Origin of the sequence: Streptococcus oralis (genome assembly GCF_026782375.1) — a bacterium.
Classification (GTDB): Bacteria; Bacillota; Bacilli; order Lactobacillales; family Streptococcaceae; genus Streptococcus; species Streptococcus oralis_CL.
The window spans coordinates 507,540-530,423 of sequence record NZ_JAKUWJ010000001.1 but is presented as its reverse complement, the minus strand read 5'-3'; the positions used below and the strand labels follow the sequence as shown (position 1 = coordinate 530,423).

General features: G+C 39.1%; 23 protein-coding genes and 1 pseudogene. 2 read left to right on the top strand and 22 right to left on the bottom strand.

Annotated features, from left to right (window positions below; translation table 11 throughout):
• Positions 1 to 4: 4 nt before the first annotated feature.
• From MK409_RS02665 to eno, 16 genes and pseudogenes are all read right to left on the bottom strand, one after another.
• Positions 5 to 973 carry a thiamine pyrophosphate-dependent dehydrogenase E1 component subunit alpha gene (locus MK409_RS02665; protein ID WP_268705243.1) on the bottom strand — a complete coding sequence of 323 codons (969 nt, stop codon included), beginning with the start codon at positions 971 to 973 and terminating at the stop codon, positions 5 to 7.
• 177 nt (positions 974 to 1,150) lie between these two features.
• Positions 1,151 to 2,491 carry an MATE family efflux transporter gene (locus MK409_RS02660; RefSeq protein WP_268705242.1) on the bottom strand — a complete coding sequence of 447 codons (1,341 nt, stop codon included), beginning with the start codon at positions 2,489 to 2,491 and terminating at the stop codon, positions 1,151 to 1,153.
• Positions 2,492 to 2,532: 41 nt separating this feature from the next.
• The gene (locus MK409_RS02655) at positions 2,533 to 3,801 is read right to left on the bottom strand and encodes a dihydroorotase (RefSeq protein WP_268705241.1); all 1,269 of its coding nucleotides are present in this window, start codon (positions 3,799 to 3,801) and stop codon (positions 2,533 to 2,535) included.
• A 12-nt stretch (positions 3,802 to 3,813) separates the two neighbouring features.
• Positions 3,814 to 4,278 carry an NUDIX hydrolase gene (locus tag MK409_RS02650; protein WP_001135756.1) on the bottom strand — a complete coding sequence of 155 codons (465 nt, stop codon included), beginning with the start codon at positions 4,276 to 4,278 and terminating at the stop codon, positions 3,814 to 3,816.
• 9 nt (positions 4,279 to 4,287) lie between these two features.
• Positions 4,288 to 4,941 (bottom strand): uracil-DNA glycosylase, encoded by a 654-nt coding sequence (locus tag MK409_RS02645; RefSeq protein ID WP_096407152.1) that lies wholly within the window; start codon positions 4,939 to 4,941, stop codon positions 4,288 to 4,290.
• Positions 4,942 to 4,952: 11 nt separating this feature from the next.
• The gene (locus MK409_RS02640; protein WP_096407149.1) at positions 4,953 to 5,708 is read right to left on the bottom strand and encodes a DUF4336 domain-containing protein; all 756 of its coding nucleotides are present in this window, start codon (positions 5,706 to 5,708) and stop codon (positions 4,953 to 4,955) included.
• Positions 5,709 to 5,839: 131 nt separating this feature from the next.
• Positions 5,840 to 6,133 (bottom strand): hypothetical protein, encoded by a 294-nt coding sequence (locus MK409_RS02635; RefSeq protein ID WP_268705240.1) that lies wholly within the window; start codon positions 6,131 to 6,133, stop codon positions 5,840 to 5,842.
• A gap of 23 nt (positions 6,134 to 6,156) precedes the next feature.
• Entirely contained in the window at positions 6,157 to 6,849 is a 693-nt protein-coding gene (locus tag MK409_RS02630; RefSeq protein WP_268705239.1) for a YjjG family noncanonical pyrimidine nucleotidase, read from the bottom strand.
• Positions 6,850 to 7,464: 615 nt separating this feature from the next.
• Complete coding sequence (imm40, locus tag MK409_RS02625) at positions 7,465 to 7,782, bottom strand: Imm40 family immunity protein (protein WP_268705238.1); 318 nt, start codon at positions 7,780 to 7,782, stop codon at positions 7,465 to 7,467.
• A gap of 196 nt (positions 7,783 to 7,978) precedes the next feature.
• Positions 7,979 to 8,410 carry a hypothetical protein gene (locus MK409_RS02620; RefSeq protein ID WP_268705237.1) on the bottom strand — a complete coding sequence of 144 codons (432 nt, stop codon included), beginning with the start codon at positions 8,408 to 8,410 and terminating at the stop codon, positions 7,979 to 7,981.
• Positions 8,411 to 8,433: 23 nt separating this feature from the next.
• Positions 8,434 to 8,710: pseudogene (locus MK409_RS02615) on the bottom strand (hypothetical protein).
• 284 nt (positions 8,711 to 8,994) lie between these two features.
• On the bottom strand, positions 8,995 to 9,537 hold the full coding sequence (locus MK409_RS02610; protein ID WP_268705236.1) for a ClbS/DfsB family four-helix bundle protein: 543 nt from the start codon (positions 9,535 to 9,537) through the stop codon (positions 8,995 to 8,997).
• A gap of 127 nt (positions 9,538 to 9,664) precedes the next feature.
• The gene (locus tag MK409_RS02605) at positions 9,665 to 10,579 is read right to left on the bottom strand and encodes a peptidase (RefSeq protein ID WP_268705235.1); all 915 of its coding nucleotides are present in this window, start codon (positions 10,577 to 10,579) and stop codon (positions 9,665 to 9,667) included.
• A 183-nt stretch (positions 10,580 to 10,762) separates the two neighbouring features.
• Complete coding sequence (locus MK409_RS02600) at positions 10,763 to 11,599, bottom strand: AraC family transcriptional regulator (RefSeq protein ID WP_268705234.1); 837 nt, start codon at positions 11,597 to 11,599, stop codon at positions 10,763 to 10,765.
• Between the two features lie 202 nt (positions 11,600 to 11,801).
• On the bottom strand, positions 11,802 to 12,296 hold the full coding sequence (locus MK409_RS02595) for a YkgJ family cysteine cluster protein (RefSeq protein WP_000031471.1): 495 nt from the start codon (positions 12,294 to 12,296) through the stop codon (positions 11,802 to 11,804).
• Positions 12,297 to 12,420: 124 nt separating this feature from the next.
• Positions 12,421 to 13,725, bottom strand: coding sequence for a surface-displayed alpha-enolase (eno, locus tag MK409_RS02590; protein WP_000022813.1), 1,305 nt, complete (start codon positions 13,723 to 13,725; stop codon positions 12,421 to 12,423).
• Between the two features lie 310 nt (positions 13,726 to 14,035).
• Here eno and MK409_RS02585 point away from each other — a divergent pair, with 310 nt between their 5' ends.
• The gene (locus MK409_RS02585) at positions 14,036 to 14,506 is read left to right on the top strand and encodes a hypothetical protein (RefSeq protein WP_268705233.1); all 471 of its coding nucleotides are present in this window, start codon (positions 14,036 to 14,038) and stop codon (positions 14,504 to 14,506) included.
• Between the two features lie 76 nt (positions 14,507 to 14,582).
• Positions 14,583 to 15,029 (top strand): DUF1694 domain-containing protein, encoded by a 447-nt coding sequence (locus MK409_RS02580; RefSeq protein ID WP_268705232.1) that lies wholly within the window; start codon positions 14,583 to 14,585, stop codon positions 15,027 to 15,029.
• Here the strand turns inward: MK409_RS02580 and MK409_RS02575 are convergent.
• From MK409_RS02575 to glgB, 6 genes are all read right to left on the bottom strand, one after another.
• Entirely contained in the window at positions 15,026 to 16,141 is a 1,116-nt protein-coding gene (locus MK409_RS02575; protein WP_268705231.1) for a glycerate kinase, read from the bottom strand. The two genes, MK409_RS02580 and MK409_RS02575, sit on opposite strands and share 4 nt — an antisense overlap.
• Before the next feature lie 9 nt (positions 16,142 to 16,150).
• On the bottom strand, positions 16,151 to 16,795 hold the full coding sequence (gene serB, locus MK409_RS02570) for a phosphoserine phosphatase SerB (RefSeq protein ID WP_268705230.1): 645 nt from the start codon (positions 16,793 to 16,795) through the stop codon (positions 16,151 to 16,153).
• Positions 16,796 to 16,856: 61 nt separating this feature from the next.
• Positions 16,857 to 18,290, bottom strand: a complete 1,434-nt coding sequence (gene glgA / locus MK409_RS02565) for a glycogen synthase GlgA (protein ID WP_268705229.1) — start codon at positions 18,288 to 18,290, stop codon at positions 16,857 to 16,859.
• A complete protein-coding gene (glgD, locus tag MK409_RS02560; RefSeq protein WP_070535328.1) occupies positions 18,287 to 19,426 on the bottom strand; it encodes a glucose-1-phosphate adenylyltransferase subunit GlgD in 1,140 nt (379 codons plus the stop codon). Before glgD ends, glgA begins: the two co-directional genes overlap by 4 nt.
• Entirely contained in the window at positions 19,416 to 20,558 is a 1,143-nt protein-coding gene (locus MK409_RS02555; RefSeq protein WP_000787262.1) for a glucose-1-phosphate adenylyltransferase, read from the bottom strand. The genes glgD and MK409_RS02555 overlap by 11 nt, the downstream gene beginning before the upstream one ends.
• A gap of 161 nt (positions 20,559 to 20,719) precedes the next feature.
• Entirely contained in the window at positions 20,720 to 22,615 is a 1,896-nt protein-coding gene (glgB, locus tag MK409_RS02550) for a 1,4-alpha-glucan branching protein GlgB (RefSeq protein ID WP_268705228.1), read from the bottom strand.
• Between the last annotated feature and the right edge of the window lie 269 nt (positions 22,616 to 22,884).

Here is a 22,884-nt window from a genome sequence, read left to right as displayed (position 1 = left end):
CTCCTTAGTCTGCGTAAATATCTTCAAATGCGGATTCAAGCGGTGGGAATGGGCTTTCCTCAGCAAATTTAACAGAAGCTTCTACTGCTTCCTTGACTTGTGCTTGGATTTCTTCCAATTCTTCAGCGCTAGCAATGTTATTTTCAATAAGGTAATTGCGGAGGTTTTCAATTGGGTCTTTTTGTTTCCACAATTCCACTTCTTCGCGAGTACGATATTTACCAGGGTCTGATGATGAGTGACCAAGCCAGCGGTAAGTGACACTTTCAATCAATACAGGACCATTGCCACCACGAACATGGTCTACAGCTTTCTTAAATCCTTCATAAACGTCGATGACGTTGTTTCCATCTTCAATAAACATTCCAGGAATTCCATAAGCTGCGCTACGGTGATGGATATGTTCCACGTTAGTCATTTTCTTGATATCCGCAGAGATCCCATAACCGTTGTTAATGCAGTAGAAAATCACTGGAAGGTTCCAGATGGAAGCCATGTTCACTGCTTCGTGGAAGACACCTTCGTTAGTCGCTCCATCCCCAAAGAAGCAAACGACAATTTTTCCAGTATGTTGCATTTGCTGACTGAGGGCTGCACCAACAGCGATTCCCATACCACCACCTACGATACCATTGGCACCAAGGTTACCAGCATCAAGGTCAGCGATATGCATGGAACCACCTTTTCCTTTACAAGTACCGGTGTACTTACCAAGAATTTCAGCCATCATTCCGTTGAGGTCAATCCCTTTGGCGATAGCTTGACCATGACCACGGTGGTTAGAGGTGATCAGATCATCTGGATTGAGGGCCAGCATCGCTCCGACGTTAGCAGCTTCTTCTCCGACAGAAAAGTGAGTCATACCGGGAACTTTCCCCTTTTTCACTAACTGAGCGATTTTTAAGTCCATGCGACGGATTTCTTCCATCTTACGGAACATCTCTAGCAAAAGATTTTTATCTAAAGTTGACATAATCTTGCCTTTCTAACATTGTTCTTACCTTACTATTTTACCTTTTTTAGTATACGCTGTCAAAGTATTTGTTAAGAAAAATTCACAAAACACAAAAAAGAAATCCCCGACGAAACAGGGTTTTCTTTAATTAGAATATTTTTTTCACAAACTTGTTTTCAATTTATTTTCCAAAAATTAGTTGGTTTTTTTCATGATCGTTTGCAAGCGCAATTGATAGAGGATAGCACTAACGACTAAACTCGCTATTAAACCAATCCAGTAAGAATAGGCTCCCAAAGTTGTTACTTGGTCTAAGAATAAACCTAATGGAATGGACACAGCCCAGTAAGCAATTACTCCAAGATAAAAGGGAACAACCGTGTCCTTGTAACCTCTGAGAATTCCTTGCAAAGGAGCTGCAACAGTGTCAGCTAACTGGAAAAATAGACTATAAGTTAGGAAGGTAGATGTTAGTTTAATGAAGTCTGGATTATTTCCATATAAACTGGCTACGACATCTCTCAAGATATAGAGGAAGCTTAAGGTAAAACCTGCAAATATCAACGCTATCCAACGACCAATTTTGATATAGGTCTTTGCATCATCAAAACGCTTTGCCCCAACCTCATAAGAAACCACTATTGCCATAGCAGAAGAAATGCTCACTGGAAAGGCATACATGAGAGTTGAGAAGTTCATGGCTGACTGGTGGCTGGCAATAATCATAGACGAAAACTTTGCCATAATCAAACCAACGACTGAAAAAATAATCACCTCAGCAAATACAGTACCACCGATTGGTAAGCCCAAACGAATCCCTTCTTTGATCTTCACTAGATCAAGCGGAAGTGGTTTTTCCAAATGAAACTCTTTTAACTTTTCCTGCTTTAAAAGAATGATGACTGAGATTCCAAGGAGGCACCAATAAGCTAGGGAAGTACCTAAGCCTGCTCCTGCTCCCCCTAACTCTGGAAACCCAAAGGCACCGTAAATTAACAAATAGTTAAATCCACAATTTAAAGGTAGTAATAAGAGCATAAGGTACATAGATAGCTTGGTCAGACCGAGTGAATCAAGTAGCGATCGGATAACACTGAAAAGCAGCAAGGGAATAATTCCGATAGACAAGTACCAAAGATAAGAAACCGAAACAGCTGCCACTTGAGCTTCTAGACCGATATGGTTTAAGACAGGTGGCGCTAAGAATACTACCATGCCAAGCAAGACCAAAGACAGTCCGAAAGCCAAGTAGATGAATTGGTAAAAGTCAGATGCTACTTCTTCCTTTTTGCCTCGTCCTAGATGATGGCCTATAATTGGAACCATGGCCGAAACAATCCCTGTTAAAAAAGTAAAGAAAGGATTCCATAGACTCGTTGCAGTTGATACTCCTGCCAAGTCCATGGTATTGTACTGCCCAGTCATGGTTGTATCAACAAAAGAGGCAGAATAATTTGCAAACTGATAAATCAGGATAGGGAAAAATATCTTAAGAAATAAGACAAACTTATCTTTAAATTGATGGGTTGGGTACATAAGTGCTCTCTATTCTTTTCTTTTTAAGAGCAGAGTCCCATCTAGTTTTGATAGACAATTTGTCCCTTACAGATGGTATATTTGACCTGCCCTTTTAAAGTTTCACCGATAAATGGTGAATTGGCTGATTTTGAAGCAAAGTCTGGACCAACAGTACGATCAGCCTTGTCATCAAAGATAGTGATATCAGCTGGACCATTCTCAGCCAAGTAACCCGCTTCAAAGTTATATAATTTAGCTGGATTAACAGTCATTTTTTCTAGCAATTCCATCAAGCTTAGCTCACCAGCTTCCACTAAATAAGTCAAACCAAGAGAAAGAGAGGTTTCTAAGCCAGTCATACCAGATGGCGCTTTGGTGATATCCTCGACATTCTTCTCGTCTGCATGGTGAGGCGCGTGGTCTGTCGCGATTACGGAGATGACTCCCGACTTAAGGCCTTCAATCACGGCACGACGATCTGACTCCAAACGAAGCGGAGGATTCATTTTGGCATTGCTTCCTTGTGTCAAAAGGAGCGCTTCTGTCTTAGAGAAATGCTGTGGCGCTACTTCTGCTGTGACTTGCGCTCCCAAACCTTGAGCGAATTCCACTACCTTGACACTTTCCTCCTTAGACAAATGCTGAATATGAACATGAGCCTTGGTTGCATAGGCAATCATAACATCTCGCGCAATCATGGCGTATTCTGCCACCCCTGTCGCACCACAAATATGGAAATGTTCCTTAGCGATGTTTTCGTTAAAGCCAAGAATTCCATTCAAACCAGGATCTTCCTCGTGAAGACTGATAAAGGTATTGAGTTTTTTGGCTTCTTCCATGGCTTTCTTGACAACTTTACTACTTTCAAGTGGAATACCATCATCTGAAAATCCAACGGCTCCAGCTTCCAAAAGTGCCTTAAAGTCTGTCAAGTCTTGCCCATTAAAGTTCTTAGTAATGGTGGCTACTGTCTTGACATTGATTTTTTCCTTGGCAGCTGACTGAAGAACTTCTTGCAAAGTTTCTACGTCCGAAATGGTTGGACTAGTATTAGCCATCATGACAACCGTTGTAAAACCACCTGCAGCAGCCGCTAGTGCCCCAGTATGGATGTCCTCCTTGTGGGTCTGACCCGGTTCACGGAAATGAACATGGATATCAACCAGTCCAGGCGCTACCACAAGACCAGTAGCGTCAATCAGTTCTGCTCCTTCTTTCTTGATTTCAGGCGCAATTTTGATAATCTTTCCATCTTCAACCAAAACATCACTGACTTGATCCAAACCAGACTTGGGATCCATTACACGACCATTTTTGATTAGTAGCATCTGCTTTCTCCTTTATTCATAAAAATCAACTTGGGTATCCAACAATTTATCCCCATCATAAACAAACTTAGCTGAAAAGAAGGGTTTATCCTCTAAAAGCCACTCAACAAAAGTGTGATCACCCTCCCAAGTTGGCTTGCTCAAAACCTCGTCATAGGGAACCCATTCTAAAGTTCCTTCATTGCAGTCAATCAAGTCACCCTCAAACTCTGTCACCTTAAAGACATAGGTGTACCAGTCTAAATCTGGTGTGAATTCTGGAAAAGTGATAACACCTTTTAGAACCGGCTTGGCTTTGAGCCCTGTTTCTTCAAGAATTTCACGCGCCGCGCATTCCTGAGGCGTCTCTCCTCGCTCTAGCTTACCACCCACACCAATCCATTTGCCAGCATGGACATCATTGGGCTTTTTATTGCGATGGAGCATGAGTAGTTCTTTTCCGTTATCAATGTAGCAAATCGTCGCTAACTGAGGCATATTTTCTCCTTATCTAAGCCAATCGATTGGCTCTTGTCCTGTCTCTCTTAAGAATGCATTGGCCTTGGAAAAAGGTTTGGAACTCCAAAATCCTCTGTAAACAGATAAAGGACTTGGATGGGCTGATTCGATAATCAAATGCTTAGGATTTGTCACCAATGATTTCTTCTTGCGTGCATAGGCTCCCCAGAGTACAAAAACTACAGGCCTGTCTAGATTATTGACCACCCGAATCACAGCATCCGTAAAAGGCTCCCAAATCTGCCCAGCATGACCGTTTGCCTGACCAGCAGGAACGGTCAAACAAGCATTGAGAAGTAAAACTCCTTGCTCAGCCCAAGCTGTCAAATCATGGGATGCTTTAACTCCAATATCATCTGCTAATTCTTTCAAGATATTTTGCAAGGATGGCGGAGCTGGAATAGCATCTGGAACCGAAAAACTCAAGCCCTGCGCTTGACCTGGTCCGTGATAGGGGTCTTGCCCTAGAATCACCACCTTAACCTCTTCAAGCGGTGTAGTCAAGAGAGCCTGAAAAACTTTTTCCTTAGGTGGGTACACAGTTCCTTGCGCATAGACCTGCTCCATAAACTGATTGATTTTCCCGAAATACCCCTCAGGTAATTGCTCCTTAATCAAAGCATGCCAAGATGAGTGTTGCATCTTTCTCTCCTTTACCGTATCCATCTAAAAGCACGTTTTAATTCATCTATACCATTCTCAAAAAAGCATAGACCGTGTGCAAGTATAATCTTATCAGGTTTCCAGTTTAACATACGGAAAAAAGACATTCTTGCTTCCCTTTGTCTTCCTAAAAAAGTCATCCGATAATCGATAGGAGTTTGTCCATCAGGGGCTGTTACACGAGCTAAACGATAAAATCTTCTGCGGATTGGACTAGCTATTTTTTCCGATTCAAAATTCTCTATAAGGTCCGTTACAATGAGTGTTTTAGTTGATTTATGAAAAAACACCACTTCTTCAATCACAGAACTACCCTTAAAAATAAGTTGATCAATCTCATCAGACCATAGATCAGGAGCCTTATCTGTTAAGGGAGCATCGAATACCACCTTGACATTCTGACTGTTCGCTCTCTCTTCAACTCCTGGACTAGACCATGCTTGTGCATAAGGATATCTTTTTTTCCAATCTGCAATATAGGCGTAGTGAATCTTATTTGGTGAAATCAGGTAAGCGACTCTGCCCAAAGCGTCCAGTTCAGTAAAGAGCTCCTCATTTGGCGCAATAGGAGAATGAATCCAGAGTTTTCCATCCTTTAACTTTATCACCGTCATACGTGTCTGAAAAGGAAGTTTGAAGACCTTCATATCCATTTGTATCAAGTCACCATCTGCTATCCAGATATTTTGATCAACTTCCTTTAGTGTATACAATGGTTCATAAAGAGAAAGTTCTGGTTTTGACATCGTTTACTATTCCTTCATTTTAACTGCCTCTATTATAGCAAAAAGTGGCTATTGAAACCACTTTTTACAGTTCTTATATATACTATTATCGATCCTATTATTTTACATTAGTATTTACATCAAAGAGAGAATTAATCAGCCATTAAAAACTTTCCGATTGTATCCACAGCATAGGAAAGTTGATTATTTACCGACTTCATCCGTTCAAGATTAACGTCCATATAGTAGAGTTCAGATAAGCCACCCCTAGGAAGAAAGAGTGAATGATGAATATTCATCTTCTCACGTGTACTTAAATCTATATGATTGCTTATGAAATACTTTAACTCTTTTAACGTATTTATTTGAACAACTACACCTTTTAGCTGATACTGCTCAATGAGGTTTAGTAAGTTGTCGATCTCTTCAATTACTTTAGTTTCCATATCATCCCCTCTTAGAAAGAGCACTAGATAGCATCCAAACAAACCATCAAGTCTTGGTAAGAATGGACTTCGTAAGTCGGCTGTGCTTGCGTCTTATTTTCTAGATGATAGGGATTGTACCAGATAGTATCGATACCAGCATTATTGCCACCTTGAATATCAGCTGTTAGGGAATCTCCAATCATCAGGACCTTTTCTTTATCAAATCCATCAATCTGCTGACCGATTCTTTCATAGAACAGTGCGTCAGGTTTTTGCGTTTGCAACTGCTCGGAAATAAAGACTTGGTTGAAATAGGGAGCAAGACCTGATTGAGCCAAACGACCCGTCTGAATCGCAGTAATGCCATTTGTCACAGCGTATAGCTCATAATCTCTCTCGATGAGGCTGTCCAAGAGTTCATGTGCGCCTGAAAGAGTTTGTCCCTGCTGCGCGAGGTAAAATTGGTATCGCTGGGCAAGTAACCTACCGTCTTTCTCCAGTCCAAAATGAGCAAATAAACGAGAAAAGCGCGTGTTAACCAGTTCTTGTTTACTGATTTTCTTTTGCTCCAAGTCCTTCCAGAGAGCCTTGTTCATAGGGACGTAATAGTCTTTATAGGCTTGAATATACGCAACTCCTTCTTCCTTTAGAAGTTGCGTCAGAGCCACATCCTCAGCAGCATCAAAATCAAGCAAGGTGTGGTCAAGGTCAAAAAGTAGAAATTTGTAAGGCAATTTGGTGTTTTCCTTTCTGAAAATTCATTAAGAACATTATAGCATAAATGAAAATACATAAACATAAAACTCTCTAAGAAATCAGAAATCCTTCTTCGAGAGTTTTATCTATGGTTCTATTACAGCTGGATAGGTTATTTAAAATATATCACATTCTTAAGTAAGATTTTAATTATTATAAAGTGTTTTAATAAAATAGGTTTTCAATGAGAGATTTATATTAATTTTTCAATATCCTTAAATCTATACCAATTCTATTAAAAAATTTTTCGCCAGTATTTGTATCTATAAAATATCTCCTCTCACCTTCGTAAATAAGTGTAATTTCTGTTCCAATAGGCATGTTAAAAATTGGTAATACTGCAGGTTCTATTTCAACAATTGTACTCTAATCACATACTGACATATTTTCTGAATGTGATAGATACTATGCAGTATCTATTTTGGAAAAAAACGCCATCCATTATCTAGTTCATCAATGGAATCCTCTCGGAATATTCATTTTATATTCGCCTTATTTTTTAAAATATTATTGGACACTATTGAAGCATCTAATCCCATTCCTGTTTTACACATATTTATAACCTCTATTTGCTATTATACTATCAATTCCATCTATTCTGAAGTAACTACTGTAAAATAAAAATGTTTTCCATTACTATCTATATACTGGTTGATATAATCTTTTGCTACAGAAATAGACTCTAGTGAATCATTATCTTTATTTCTAGGAGAATAATACCAGCTATCATAAGTCAACTCAAGTCCCCTATCTCCTTCTACATAGACATCGCCACCAAGAATCATAAACTTTTTCGACTCTATCCAGTCAATATATGCCAACATATCTTTATAAGTGTATGCATAACTTGCAACACCCAATTCTGCTAGCGATTGACCTCTATTTTCAAAATTAAATTTACCTAGTTCCATATGATTGGACTCCTATTTTGCTTTCAATGAGAATAAGTTGACAATCTCGAATCAGTTCAATGTTTTTATAATATATTTGTAAAATAATAGTTCTCATTTACAATCTCCAAAGTTTGAATTAAACTATTTCATATGATGTCTCTTTTTAAATAATTTTTTTAATATTTATCTCTAAAAGCTTATAAATTTTTCAATTCTACTGCAAATATGGATGCAATTTAATTTCTCTATTAGAGTTTTTCGAAAATATTCTAGCTAAATTGTTTCTGAAATACTTTAAATTTTCCAATCGAGTATTTACATAGAATTTGCAACGATGTAAGCTGTTTTCATTATCAGCAATTTCCATGTCCACTTCAATTTTTAATTCTTCTTTTAAGTTGATGGGAGTTAGTAAGAAGTTAAAATACCCACTTCCCCCCTCACTATCGTCTCCAAAAATAATCTCTTTCATTTGATGAGGATTTTTTATATATTCATCCATAGCAATATATACCTTGCTCATCTTCTCTTCAAAAATGTAGCATACTTGATAAATTGTTAGATATTTTGTCTCACAATCCAGTCTTATTTCACAAAATTTTTCTGTTTCATCGAACCGCTCAGTCCGTAGAATTATATTATCCAAGATATTTCCTCCATTCATTCCCTCTACCCCAACTCTCTCGCTATTTTGCTTTTTTCAAGTTTTCCCTTAGTAATTCGTTTCCATAAAACAAGTAGGTTCAAACTATAAGATAGGCGTACGAGGTAGTAATTTAGCCATTCGATAATGGCAAAAAGCTGTATTAGTGTGGCTATAGTAGCCACTTGGAAACTCTGTGTATTCCATACAATAAATAGATAGGACGGCTGTGAACTCTCCCAAACAGAGGGACACCAACTCTTTTCTAACTTTCTCTTTTTGTATGTTCATCATCTCACCCACCTATCTATCATCCTATATCAGAAAAAAAGCATTCGAAGCATTTTCTAGTCAATATTTCTCAGAATGAAGGCATTCTAAGCATCGAACAGTTCGATTCCTTTAATATAAATGCAATTCTAAACTTAGAATTGCTATAAAATAAATGTTTTAGGGCTATTCTAAGTCTATGATAGCCTTAAATTTTAATTTTTGAAGGATTCTAAAGCTAGAATAGCTCAAAAATCACGAGAATGAAGCTATTCGAAGCTTAGAAGAACCTTTGGTGAATTTCAATAGCACTTCAACTAGCTATTCTTACAATTTTTCTGATGAGCTTTGAGCTTTTTCAGAGCCCAATCATAGTGACTGGAAGTGGCACTCACAAGGTAGGAACCTAGAGTTGTCCCTCCCGTCCACTTATAGACACCTTTTGTGAACAATTCGTCATTGCCGAAGCCTTCCATCAACTCTAAAACCTCTTTATGCGATTGCTCTAGTAGCCTAGTCGCTTCTTCTAAGGACGTTCTCTGGTGCTTCTTCCAAAAAGCGACATTCATTTCTCCATAAGTTTTCCAATTATAAGGTTTAGGGAGAAAAGGTCTTTCATGACCCTTTTGATTGGAATGTACCCAGGTCAAAAGTAACTGATGCCATTCATAGAGATGGATCAGAACATCCCGTAGATTTTTATCTCTTTTCCAGTGAGCTTCTTTTTTCTTTTGGTCTTTTGAAAAATCAAATGGAGTCTGTAGCTCCTCTTCACTTAACTGAGAAATTAGGAGATTAAGTTTTTCATAGTTTTCCTTAGAGACTAGCACTAATTCCTCTTTTGTTTTTGGTCTAGGCATAGACGTTCTCCCTTCATTTTCAATTAGGTTAAGGTATTTTCTTACTTCATTATACCATAATCAAAAAGCAGTTCTTCATTTTACGAAAAACTGCTTTTACTGACTAGTTATTTTATGCTTATAGTCACTAGTTTACATATAAATCTCTAAAGCGGTCATCCACTTCAGCTATCTGATAGAGCAAGTGGGCTAGTTCTTGGTATTCTTCTTTTAAACATGAAAGATGGGCTTGGCCAAATAGAGTAGCCAATTCTTCTTTTAATCTGGCCCCTTCGGGATCATGGTCTTTTAAGAATTTACTGAGATAGAGATTTCGAACAGCAGCAAGTTTAAAGCTGAAATATTGATGCAATTGTTTTTGCTCCATATTTAAGCCATTTTCAGCAACTGCTTTTGCATAGTATTTCAATACACCACTTTGGCCATTCAGATATCTGGCCCTCATAATCCTCGCCGTTTCCTGATAGATTTCAGTCTGACTAGGACTCTTTACCTTCCTAAAATTTCCCCACATGGAGTAAGATCCACGCTTATAGTCAATAGTCTCCGCCTTCCAAGCTTCTATAATGTCATTAAAAGCAACCTTCATACAGGCAAAACCTGCTGGATCATGCAAATAGTGATACTGACCATCAAGAGCATACACGGTTACAAAGTGATCCACACCATAAAGGATTGTGTGATTGGGATTGTAGGTCAGATGCCCCATATCAAGAGGTCCCAGTACGACAGGTCCATTGGACAGAAATGTTTCCAACTTTCCTTTAATCTCTTCCAAATCTACTTCCGCGCCATCTTTTAGATAGAAGTCCTCATAGTCAAACCCAAGTATTTTTAAGGAATGGGAGATGGAAAGATCTGGCATTCCATTATCAAAGAATACTAGAGGGTGCTGCTCATCTTCCTTTACGATACTAGCGCCATTTCCCATCACCATAATTGCCTCTAAAAAGTCTGCTTTAAAGTCATAACCATAGGTTTCTAGTGTCATTGCCAATGAATAGCTATAGCAAAGTGACACATCTCCAAAATACATCTGCATATTCATGCCTCCTTATCTTCTATGAGACTATTATACCGAGAAAACTATTCGCATGCCCCATAAATTCCAAACAAAGAATATAGCATGTTTGATATACAGACATGAATTTCCACAATAAAAGACTCTGTAGAGGTTCTTTCTACAGAGTAAGATTTGCATCTTTATAAAAAATCAGAAAATGATTTAGTCCTTGATCACTGGTATCCAGAGTTCCATTTGATAGTCTGGTGACGACATGTCGTCTTCGGAATAGACTTCAAAATCTGGAGCACCTGAATGACGATAGCCTGTTTCTGGGAAAAAGACTTCCAAGACATATTTCCAAGCATGGTGAATGCTTGCTGGTATTGGGCCTTTGACTGGTACGATAGCATATTCGGCTTCAGAGATGTCTTTGATTGACAGACCCAATTCTTCTGCTTTAGCTTTATCCGTCACATCATAGGCAGCCATATAGTTGATGATTTCACCTTCTTTGACATCCGAGCAGACGCCAAAGGATTGGCCACTCCCAAAACCTTCTAGGCTTTCAAAACTGTGATTGGCATAGAGCTGCTCCCATGCAGACGGACACTGGCTATTGTCAATTGCTTCCAATAGGACTCCCGCTACAGTAAAAGCGGCTTTCTTTTGAATCTTGATATCCATGTTCTTTCCTCCTGTAATCTTTAAGGATAATTGAAGTCTAGGAAAGACCCGATAAGGTTTTCCATTTCGAACTTCTGAGGGGGTTGCACCATGGAATTTCTTAAAAGCTGCGCTGAAGGCATCCGCAGACTCATAGCCATATTTCAGTGCTATATCAATGACTTTCTCAGTGGTTTCCCGCAAGTCTGTCACAGCTTCTGACAGCCTGCGATTGCGTAAATATTCTGCCAAGGTCATATCTGCCATGATGGAAAAGAGTCTGCTAAAAAGAGGATAAGAATAGCCTGATAGCTGCTGAAATCTTTTCATATCCACTTCCCCAGTCAGCTGCTGCTCCAAATAATCCATGGTTTGATTGAATTGATGCATCATATTCGTTTCTTCTTACCTCCACAAGATACAAACGTCGTTAAAAGCAAAGTGAAAACAGAAAAATTGACGCTAGAGCTTCTAGTTCTAGAAATTTTCTCTTTTTCGAACAGCTTTTAGACCGTGTTCAATTCTATTTATAGTCTAACAGATATCAGATACTTTCGCCCTAGAATCTTTGTACAAGATTTAAAGGTGTAAATTTCTATAACTTATCCTTTAATTTCTCAACAAAGAGATAGGCTGCAGGACAGGTCAAGGTGTTCTTAATCGTCAAATGGTTGATTTGATGGATCTTTTTACGATCTGTATGGGGAAATTCACGACAGGCCTTTGGACGAACATCATAGATGGAGCAGAGATTATCTCCTCCTAGAAAGGGGCAGGGCATGGATTTGAAAACCTTGTCCCCATCTTCATCAACTTGTAAAAACTCTGCTTCAAAGGCTGGTAATTTCATCTTAAAATACTTCGCAATACGAGTAATATCGGCTTCTTTAAAGTCGGGTCCCAAGGTCTTACAACAGTTAGCACATGCAGTGCAATCGATCTCAGCAAAAACTTCTTCGTGAATCTGCTGGGCAATCTTATCTAGATTCTTTGGTGGCTTTTTCTTTAGATTGGCTAAGACTTTTCGGTGCTCCTTTTGCTTTTGTAAGGCTAGTTGGTGATAGTACTCAATATCAATTTCTTTAGACATAGTTTCTTTCTAATACAAGTGTTTTTGTCTATTATACCATAAGTTATTTTTCATTTTTGAGTATTGCACATAAAAAGCCCTTCGGATAAAATCCGAGGGGCTTAAAACGTTGTCAAATCAACGATTATTTTTTAAGGTTGTAGAATGATTTCAATCCACGGTATTCAGCTACTTCACCAAGTTGGTCTTCGATACGAAGCAATTGGTTGTACTTAGCAATACGGTCTGTACGTGAAAGTGAACCAGTCTTGATTTGTCCTGCGTTAGTTGCAACTGCGATGTCAGCGATTGTTGAATCTTCAGTTTCACCTGAACGGTGTGATACAACTGCAGTGTAACCAGCTTCTTTAGCCATTTCAATAGCTTCAAAAGTTTCAGTAAGAGTACCGATTTGGTTAACTTTGATAAGGATTGAGTTAGCAGCACCTTCTTGGATACCACGTGCAAGGTAGTCAGTGTTTGTTACGAAGAAGTCGTCACCTACAAGTTGAACTTTCTTACCAAGACGTTCAGTAAGAGCTTTCCATCCATCCCAGTCGTTTTCATCCATACCATCTTCGATAGTGATGATTGGGTATTTGTTAACCAATTCTTCAAGGTAGTCGATTTGTTCTGCAGATGTACGAACAGCAGCGCCTTCACCTTCAAATTTAGTGTAGTCGTAAACTTTGCGTTCTTTATCGTAGAATTCTGAAGATGCACAGTCAAATCCGATAAATACGTCTTTACCTGGAACATAACCAGCAGCTTCAATCGCAGCAAGGATAGTTTCAACACCATCTTCAGTTCCTTCGAAACGAGGAGCGAATCCACCTTCGTCACCTACGGCAGTTTCCAAACCACGTGATTTAAGGATTTTCTTAAGAGCGTGGAAGATTTCAGCACCGTAACGAAGAGCTTCTTTAAATGTTGGTGCACCAACTGGCAAGATCATGAACTCTTGGAAAGCGATTGGAGCGTCAGAGTGAGAACCACCGTTGATGATGTTCATCATTGGAGTTGGAAGAACTTTAGTGTTGAATCCACCAAGGTAGCTGTAAAGTGGGATTTCAAGGTAGTCAGCAGCAGCGCGAGCTACAGCGATAGACACACCAAGAATTGCGTTTGCACCCAATTTACCTTTGTTAGGAGTACCGTCAAGTGCGATCATAGCACGGTCAATAGCTTGTTGGTCACGTACATCGTAGCCGATGATTGCTTCAGCGATGATGTTGTTTACGTTGTCAACAGCTTTTTGTGTACCAAGACCACCGTAACGAGATTTGTCACCGTCGCGAAGTTCAACTGCTTCGTGTTCACCAGTAGAAGCTCCTGATGGAACCATACCACGTCCGAAAGCACCTGATTCAGTATAAACTTCTACTTCAAGTGTTGGGTTACCGCGTGAGTCTAGGACTTCGCGAGCGTAAACATCAGTAATAATTGACATTTTTTACTCTCCTTTGAGTTAAATTTTTTACACCTCTATGATACCTTAAAAATAAGCGTTTTTCAAGAAAAAACGTTATCTTTGTGCAAATTTTCCTTAACTTTATAAAGTAATCGCTTTCAAATCGTTCCGTTAATTCTAGTTAAAAATTTTTTTGTCTCTCAATTAGTGGATAGTGTCAATAAGTAACAATTTAAGGAATGCATAGTGATAAAATATTTTACAATTTTATATCAAATCGATAAATCACTTTAAAAATTGACTTAAATTTGTTACCATATTATAAGACAAATAATTAAGGAGACTAATAATGAAAAATAAATCCATTTTCACTATTTTGTTTTTAGCAGTTTTTTTATTAACAGCTTGCTCACATAATAGTAACAATATTGTTGAAAAAAATAGTGACGGAACTTCTACTATTACTTATACTGATGGTAGTAAAATTGGAACCAATGGCAAAGATTTTACAATTTTACAGGAAGATGGAGTTTCGCTTGTATATCTTGACCAAGATAAAACCTATCAATACCAAGGTCCTGATGGTAGTTTTGTTTCAAAAGACAGTGGCGGATCTTACACTATACAACTTCCCTCTGGCGAGAATATAATTTTGTATTCAAATGGTTCTTATTTAATTAGTAAGACTGACGGAAGTTCTGAAACAGGTACAAACAAAGAAGAACTTAATAAATACTTGATTTCTAAAGATTTCACTATTTTTTCTGAACTTGATAAAAAAGTTTCAGATATATTAGAATATATCAAGAAGAATAATTAAGTAGTATTGATCTCCTTCTAAGTATAGAAGGAGATTTTATTTTGGACTTCAACGTTATTTATGGTAAAATCAAACTATGACAGATTTATCAAAACAACTACTAGAAAAAGCTCATGGTGGGCCGAAATTAAACCCAGATGAACAACGCCACTACCTCGGTACTTTCGAGGAAAGAGTTCTAGGCTATGCGGATGTTGAGACAGCCAATAGCCTTCAGTTACAAAAGGGATTTTTAACAATTTTGGAACATTTTCAAGAAAAGACAGAACCTCTTTTTGTGAAGATTTTGCCAACTATCGAGTTTGACAAACAAGTATTCTACTTAAAGGAAGCTAAGAAAACCAATAGTCAAGCTACGATTGTATCAGAAGATCACGCTTCTTCTCCTTTAGGCCTAGTTATTCATTCGAACGAACCTGTTCAAGTGGATGAGAAGGATCTTCGACTGGCTTTTCCAAACCTATGGGAAGAGAAAAAGGAAGAGGCCTCTAAAAAATCCATCTGGAAAAAGTGGTTCGGCTAATCCTTCCTCAACTTTAGTAAACGCCCAATATTAGCTGCTGTGTGCTCCAAATAGAGGCTTGCTTTTTTCAGACTGTCTTCTAAAGGCTCACTTTTCTCTAGGATAGAGAATGCTGCTTCTATATTTTCAAATGGTAGGGGAGGCAAATCGTCAGCAAGACTACCACAAATAGCGATAACTGGAACTCCCTTAGGAGTTCTTTTTGCTACACCGATAGGAGCTTTTCCAGCGAAGCTTTGACTGTCCAGTCTGCCTTCTCCAACGATAACCAAGTCAGTATCTTCAACCCGCTTGTCAAAGTCTATCAAGTTCAAACAAGTGTCAATTCCAGATACAATACTGGCCTCAGCAAAGGCACAGAGTCCAGCAGCAATGCCACCGCCAGCTCCTGCTCCCTTCAAAGAAAGGGTTGAAGGTGAGAATTTTTCATAGAATCGCTGTATAGCCAAATCTACTGTCTCAAACAAAGCAGGATCCAAGCCCTTTTGTTTTCCAAATGTATAGGTCGCTCCTTGATGACCACATAAAGGGCTCACGACATCTGCTAAAATGCGGATTTTCACATCTTCAGGAATCCTATACAAGTTGCTATTTGAAACTGACTCGAACTCAAGCAAAGTCTGACCGCAAGCAGGCAATTCTTTTCCCTTCTTATCATAAAAACGATAACCTAAACCAGCAGCAATACCTATCCCACCGTCATTACTAGCCGTACCACCAACTCCGATATAGATTTCTTTCATCCCTTGATTAATGAGATGGTGAATCAACTCTCCAATACCTCTGGTTTGGATGTGAAGAGGTTTTCGTTTCTCTTGGGGAATCTTTCCAAGACCAACCAAGTCAGCAACTTCAAAGAGCGCTATTTGATCTTTTTGAAAGTAGCGCATTGCTTCTTTAAGACCAAAAGGTCCCGTAACCTCTTGCCATTTTTCTTCGAGTTCAAGAGAATGTCGAATAGCATCTACAGTTCCTTCCCCACCATCACCAACAGGACAGAGCAGACATTCTACATCCGATATTGACTGTTTGAAGCCTTTTTTTATAGCTTGAGCGACCTCTTCTGCTGTCAAACTTTCTTTAAAAGAATCAGGTGCAATTACAATTTTCATAGTTTCCTCTCATTCTAAGAAATCAATCAAAGGAAGAACTTCCAAAAAATCCCTCGTATCTACATGACAAGCTATCTCTGCTTTTACGACCTCCTTGGCACAAAAGGCTATGCCGTGACCTGCTGACTTTAACATCAAGAGGTCATTGGCACCATCACCGATGGCAATCGTTCTTTCTTTGGAAAGTCCTAATTCCTTTCTCCAAATCTCAAGAGTAGCTTGTTTTACTTGACCTGTCACAATTTCACCAACTAATTTTCCAGTTAAAAAGCCGTCTTTGACTTCCAACTGGTTGGCAGAGAAATAGGAGATACCAAGGGATTTTGCTAATCTCTCAACTATTGGTGTAAATCCACCAGACACTAGACCTACTAGCATGCCCTTGTTTTGAAGTATGGAGATAAATTCTTGAGCATTCTTGGACAGGTGAATGGATTTGAAGACAGTATCAAAAACTGAAATCGGAAGACCTTTTAACAAAGCCACTCTTGCTCTTAAGCTTGTTTCAAAGTCCAATTCACCTCGCATTGCCTTTCTCGTAATCTCTGAAATTTCTTTTTCGCAACCTGCTTCTCTTCCTAAAAGATCAATCACTTCCTCTGCTATCAAGGTGCCATCAACATCCATGACACACAGGCCTTTTACTTGGCTCATCCCTTCTCCTCTTTTCTAAACAGCCCAAAAATCGTATGAAAGAATCATACGATTTTATCTATTAGTTGACTAGACTATGGTACAAATCAAGATAAGACTTGCAAGCTGTATCCCATGAGAAATCACATTCCATAGCTTGTTTTTGTAGATTTCTCCAAACGTCTGGCTGGTTCTTATAAACATCCAAGGCTGTTTTGAAACTCCAGTTAAGCCAGTATGGTGTTAAATTGTCGAAGCTAAATCCAGTACCAGTTCCCTCGATCGGATTGAAGGATTGAACTGTATCTCTTAGTCCGCCAACCTCATGAACCAATGGTAGAGTTCCGTAGCGCATCGCCATCATTTGTGACAAGCCACATGGTTCAAAACGGCTCGGCATGAGGAAGAGGTCACAAGCTGCGTAGATTTCTTGAGCAAGTTTGACGTCAAATGTGATATTTGCCGATAGCTTGTCAGGATAGACTTGAGCAAACCATGAGAAGGAATGTTCAAAAGCAGGATCCCCTGTTCCTAAAAGAACGATTTGAACGTCCTCTTGCAAGAAACGATGCAAGCTTTCTACCACAACATCAAAGCCTTTTTGGCGGGTCAATCGAGAGACAATCCCAACTAGAGGAACATCTGCTCTCACAGGTAGACCAACTCTCTCTTGCAATTTTGCTTTGTTTTGAGCTTTTCCAGATAAATCTTCCTTATCAAAATGATAGTCTAAAAGAGCATCTGTCTCTGGATTATAGAGATCAGTATCGATTCCATTAACAATTCCCGAAACCTTACCTGACTCCATGCGAAGAATCTGGTCCAAACCGCAACCAAACTGACTAGTCATAATCTCATGTGCATAGCTAGGAGATACGGTTGAGACACGATCCGCGTATAGGATACCAGCCTTCATCCAGTTAAGGCAATCATTCCAGCGAAGGGTGCCATCAGCATAGCGTTCAAAGCCAACACCGAACAAATCCCACAACATTCCTTCAGAAAATTGACCTTGAAATTCCAAATTATGAATAGTTAAAACTGTTCTGATTCCTTGATATGCTTGAATCCAATGGTACTTCTCCTTCAACAAGAAGGGAATCATGGCTGTGTGGTAGTCATGAACATGGAGAAGGTCAGGGATAAAGCCGATGCGTTCCATGGCTTCAAGAGCAGCCAGTTGGAAAAAGGCAAAGCGTTCACCATCGTCAAAATCACCGTACACATGACCGCGGAAGAAATAATATTGATTATCAATGAAGTAGAAGGTAACTCCATTCAAGACCGTTTTCTTAATACCACAGTACTGTCTACGCCACCCTACACTAACTTCAAAGTGGAGAACATCCTCTATCTGGTCTCCGAACTTAGCTTCTACCATATTATAATAAGGCAAGAAAACTGCAACTTCGTGCCCCGCTTTTACAAGTGATTTAGGAAGTGCGCCAATGACATCGCCCAAACCACCTGTTTTTGAAAAGGGTGCTCCTTCTGCTGCTACAAATAAAATTTTCATGAATAAATGTCCTCTGTTACTGTTTCACCCTTCTTAACTACAACTGGATGTTCTGCTGTTCCTCGAATGACAACACCGTCCGCAACTTCAACACCCTTGTCCAAGATAGCATATTCAACTTGGGCACCCTGACCAATCACAACTCGAGGGAATAAAATGCTGTCCTTCACCACACTATCTTTGTGAACATAAATGTTACGAGATAGGACTGACTGAACTACTTCACCCTCAATGATACTACCAGAAGCAAACTGAGAATTACTTACTTTTGAAGTATTCGCATAGTAGGTTGGTTCTTCATTCTTAACTTTGGTATAAATCTTTTGATTTGGTGAGAAAAGAGAGTAGAATTTTTTAGATTCAAGCATATCGATATTTGCTTGATAATAGGACTGAACAGAATGAATGTTCGCTAAGTAGCCTGTGTATTCGTAAGCAAAAGCTCCTTCTTTTGCAGCTAAATCGCGGAGAACATAACGCAACTTTTCAGGATATTCTTTCTGAGCCTCTTCTTCAAGTCGTTCAATCAACCAAGGAGTATCCACAACAAAGATATCTGTAGACATGTTGAAGAGCTCATCCGTAGATTTGTTATCAAAGAGTTTGTGCGAACGAACATGGTCAGTTTCATCAATTTCCAAGATAGCATTCACATCTGAAATGTCTTTCTTCGGAAGTTTTTTATATACAACTGTGATCGGCCCTTTCGTTGTATTGTGTAGGTGGAAGACTTGATTCAAGTCAATATTCACCAGCACATCGCAGTTGATCGAAACTGTCTGGTTTGAACCTGAACGTCTCAAGTAGGTAAGAAGCTGTTGGTAATACTCTTTTCCAACTGTACTGCTTTCAACACGAGTATTGTAAATTCCTAGATAGTAGTGACTTAGAAGTGTTGACAAGCCCCACTCACGACCCGAACGGATATGGTCGAATACAGAACTGATATTATCTTGTTGGAAAATACCAAAGATACTACGAACACCTGCATTTGCAAGACTGGAAAGGGGGAAGTCAATCAAACGGTATTTCCCACCGAAAGGCAAGCTAGCTACCGGACGGTGTTCTGTTAACGTTGACATATCATGAAAACCAACTGTGTTTCCTAAAATGGCTGAATATTTATCAATCTTCATCTGTTGCTACCCCCACTACTTCATTGTATCCTACTACTTGTACTTCGTCAGTTCCGTCAATCTCTACGCCGTCTGCAATAATGGCACCTTCACCAATAATAGCACGAGTAATCTTTGCTCCATGGCCAATAATAGCCCCACTCATGATGACAGAATCAACGACTTCCGCTCCCTCACGTACTTGTGCTTCTGTTGATAGAATCGAACGTTTAACCGTTCCATCTACAAAACAGCCATCCACGACCAATGAATCTTCAACGTGTGCATGCGCACCAAAGTAGTTGGGTGGTGAGATCAAGTTTCTTGAGTAAATTTTCCACTGGCGATTACGGCTATCCAAGGCATTTTCTGGTGAAATATACTCCATATTGGCTTCCCAAAGTGACTCAATCGTACCAACATCTTTCCAGTAGCCATTAAATTCATAAGCATAGACACTTTCACCAGACTCGAGATAGGTAGGGATAACGTTCTTCCCAAAGTCTGACATATCCACATTGCTCTTTTCAGCAGCAACAAGCATATTGCGAAGTCGTTTCCAGTCAAAGATATAAATCCCCATAGAAGCCTTTGTAGACTTAGGTTGCGCAGGTTTTTCTTCGAATTCAACGATACGGTTATTGGCATCTGTATTCATGATACCAAAACGGCTAGCTTCTTTGAGAGGTACGTCTAGGACAGCTACTGTCAAACTGGCATTGTTATCCTTATGGGACTGAAGCATATCATCGTAATCCATCTTGTAGATATGGTCACCAGAAAGAATCAAAACATACTCAGGATTAACACTATCAATATAGTCGATATTTTGGTAGATAGCATGACTGGTCCCTTCAAACCAACGGTTTCCTTCACTTGCGGAATAAGGTTGCAGAATTGAGACCCCTGAACTAATACCATCCAAGCCCCAGCTGGACCCATTTCCGATATGGTTGTTCAAGGCGAGAGGCTGGTACTGAGTAATAACACCGACATTGTGAATCCCAGAGTTAGCACAGTTTGAAAGCGCAAAGTCAATGATACGGTAGCGCCCACCGAATTGCACCGCTGGTTTGGCAATGCTTTGAGTGAGTTTTCCGAGACGAGTTCCTTGCCCACCCGCAAGGATCAAAGCTAGCATTTCATTCTTCATTTTCTACTCCTTTTTATAGACATGTGAACGTTAAAATCGTAAGAAGGTCGGAAGTCAAACTTTTTATAAAAATAATAGGAAGTCCATTTTTCTTGTCTTTCAAGTCCAATCCAAGTAAACCAACTAGTAACATCTTACATCATTACCTAATCAATAGCATTCTACTCTTTTTGCTTAGTCGGTTTCAAACGACGCTTAATCTTCCAGATACTTGCTCCCATTGCAGGCAAGGTGAAGGTCAAGGTCTGCTCATAATCCTTCCATAAACCTTCTTGAGTTTGAACCGTTTGATTGTGTTCTTTCCACACTCCTCCCCATTCTTCTAATTCTGTATTCCAAACTTCTTCATAGACACCTGCGACAGGAAGTCCGATTGTAAAGTCTTTACGTTCAACCGGTGCCATATTAAAGACGCAGACTAACATCTCATCTTTTTTACTCTTACGAATAAAGGAAAGGACACTCTGATCTCTATTATCTGCATCGATGATTTCAATACCGTCATAGCTAGTATCAATCTCCCAAAGACAACGATGGTCTTTGTAAAATTGATTAAGCTGTGAAGTAAAGTGTTTCATCTTAGAGTTCATGTAATCTTCTAAGTTTGACCATTCTAATTGCTCTTCAGATTTCCATTCTAAGAATTGACCGTATTCACTTCCCATAAAGAGCAATTTCTTACCAGGGTGGCAAATTTGATAGGTGTAAAGATTGCGCAAGCCTGCAAATTGATTGTAGCGATCGCCCCACATCTTGTGCATCATACTCTTCTTGCCGTGAACGACTTCATCGTGTGAAAAAGGTAAGAGGTAGTTTTCTTTGAAAACATACATAAAGCTGAAAGTCACTAGATTAAAATCATACTTACGATAAATAGGATCTTCCTCATAGAAACGAAGAATATCATTCATCCAGCCCATGTTCCACTTATAGTCAAAGCCAAGTCCACCTGACTCTTTCGAACCAGTAATCTTGGTAGCTGACGAACTTTCCTCCGCTATCATCATCACATCTGGGTGCTCTGTCTTGATCACATCATTCAAACGTTGAAGGAAATAGTAACCTTCGTAGTTGAGGTTCCCGCCGTCTTTATTTGGAGTCCATGGGGCATTATCGTAGTCGAGATAGAGGATGTTGCTAACCGCATCTACTCGAATACCATCTAAATGATAAAACTCAATCCAATGTTTGATACTAGAAATCAAGAAAGACTGAACTTCATTCTTCCCAAGGTCAAAGTTAAGAGCTCCCCAACCGTAGTTATGGGCCTTGTTGTGGTCTTGGTATTCAAAAGTAGGAGTTCCATCATAATAAGCAAGAGCATCATCATTGATAGTGAAATGACCTGGAACCCAGTCCACAATTACACCGATGTTATTTAAATGGCATTCCTCAACAAAATCCTGAAATTCTTCAGGTCGTCCATAGCAATGTTCTAGAGCAAAATACCCCATGAGCTGATATCCCCAACTCAAACCAAGCGGATGCGCCATTAAAGGCATGAACTCAATGTGAGTATAGTTCATCTCAACAAGATAAGGAATCAACTCTTCTTTTAGTTGTGCAAAGCTATAGGGACTACCATCTGGATTTCTCTTCCAAGAGCCAGCGTGCGCTTCATAGATATTGACTGGACGTTCCGCAAAACCTAGCCGTTTTCTACGTGCTAACCAAAGACCATCCTTCCATTTCTTTTCAGGAATATTTGTTAGAATAGCTCCTGTACCTGGGCGTGCTTCAAAACGGAGAGCCAAAGGATCAACCTTCATAATCTGATGACCATTTGCACGAGTGATATGGTATTTATAGATTTGCCCTTCTTGAGCTAGGCTAGTAAAAACTTCCCAAACCCCAAATTCATTTCGAACCATAGGAATTTGATTTTCTATCCAGTTAGTAAAGTCACCTACTAAATGAACTGCTTGAGCATTTGGTGCCCAAACTCTAAATGTATACCCTAATTCTCCGTTAAGCTCCTCTCTATGTGCTCCGAGATAATGCTGAAGATGGATATTCTCTCCAGTTGTAAAGGTTCTTAAAGCTTCAAAATTGTTCATTCAATCCCCTTTCTTTATGTAAGCGTTTTCTATATTTCTATTATACTATCTTTTGAGGGAACTTTCAAGAGATTTCCGTAATTAATGTTATATTTTTATGAAAGCCTTCAAAAAATTATCTTAAGATTTTAAGTACTTTCATCTATTTGGCAAAAAATAATGTTTATTCACATATATTCTTTTCAATTTATATACTATTGTTCGCATTCCTTTTTTATAGTAAATTTATATTGAAAATAAAATCAGGAATTTTGTCCTGACTTTTAAGG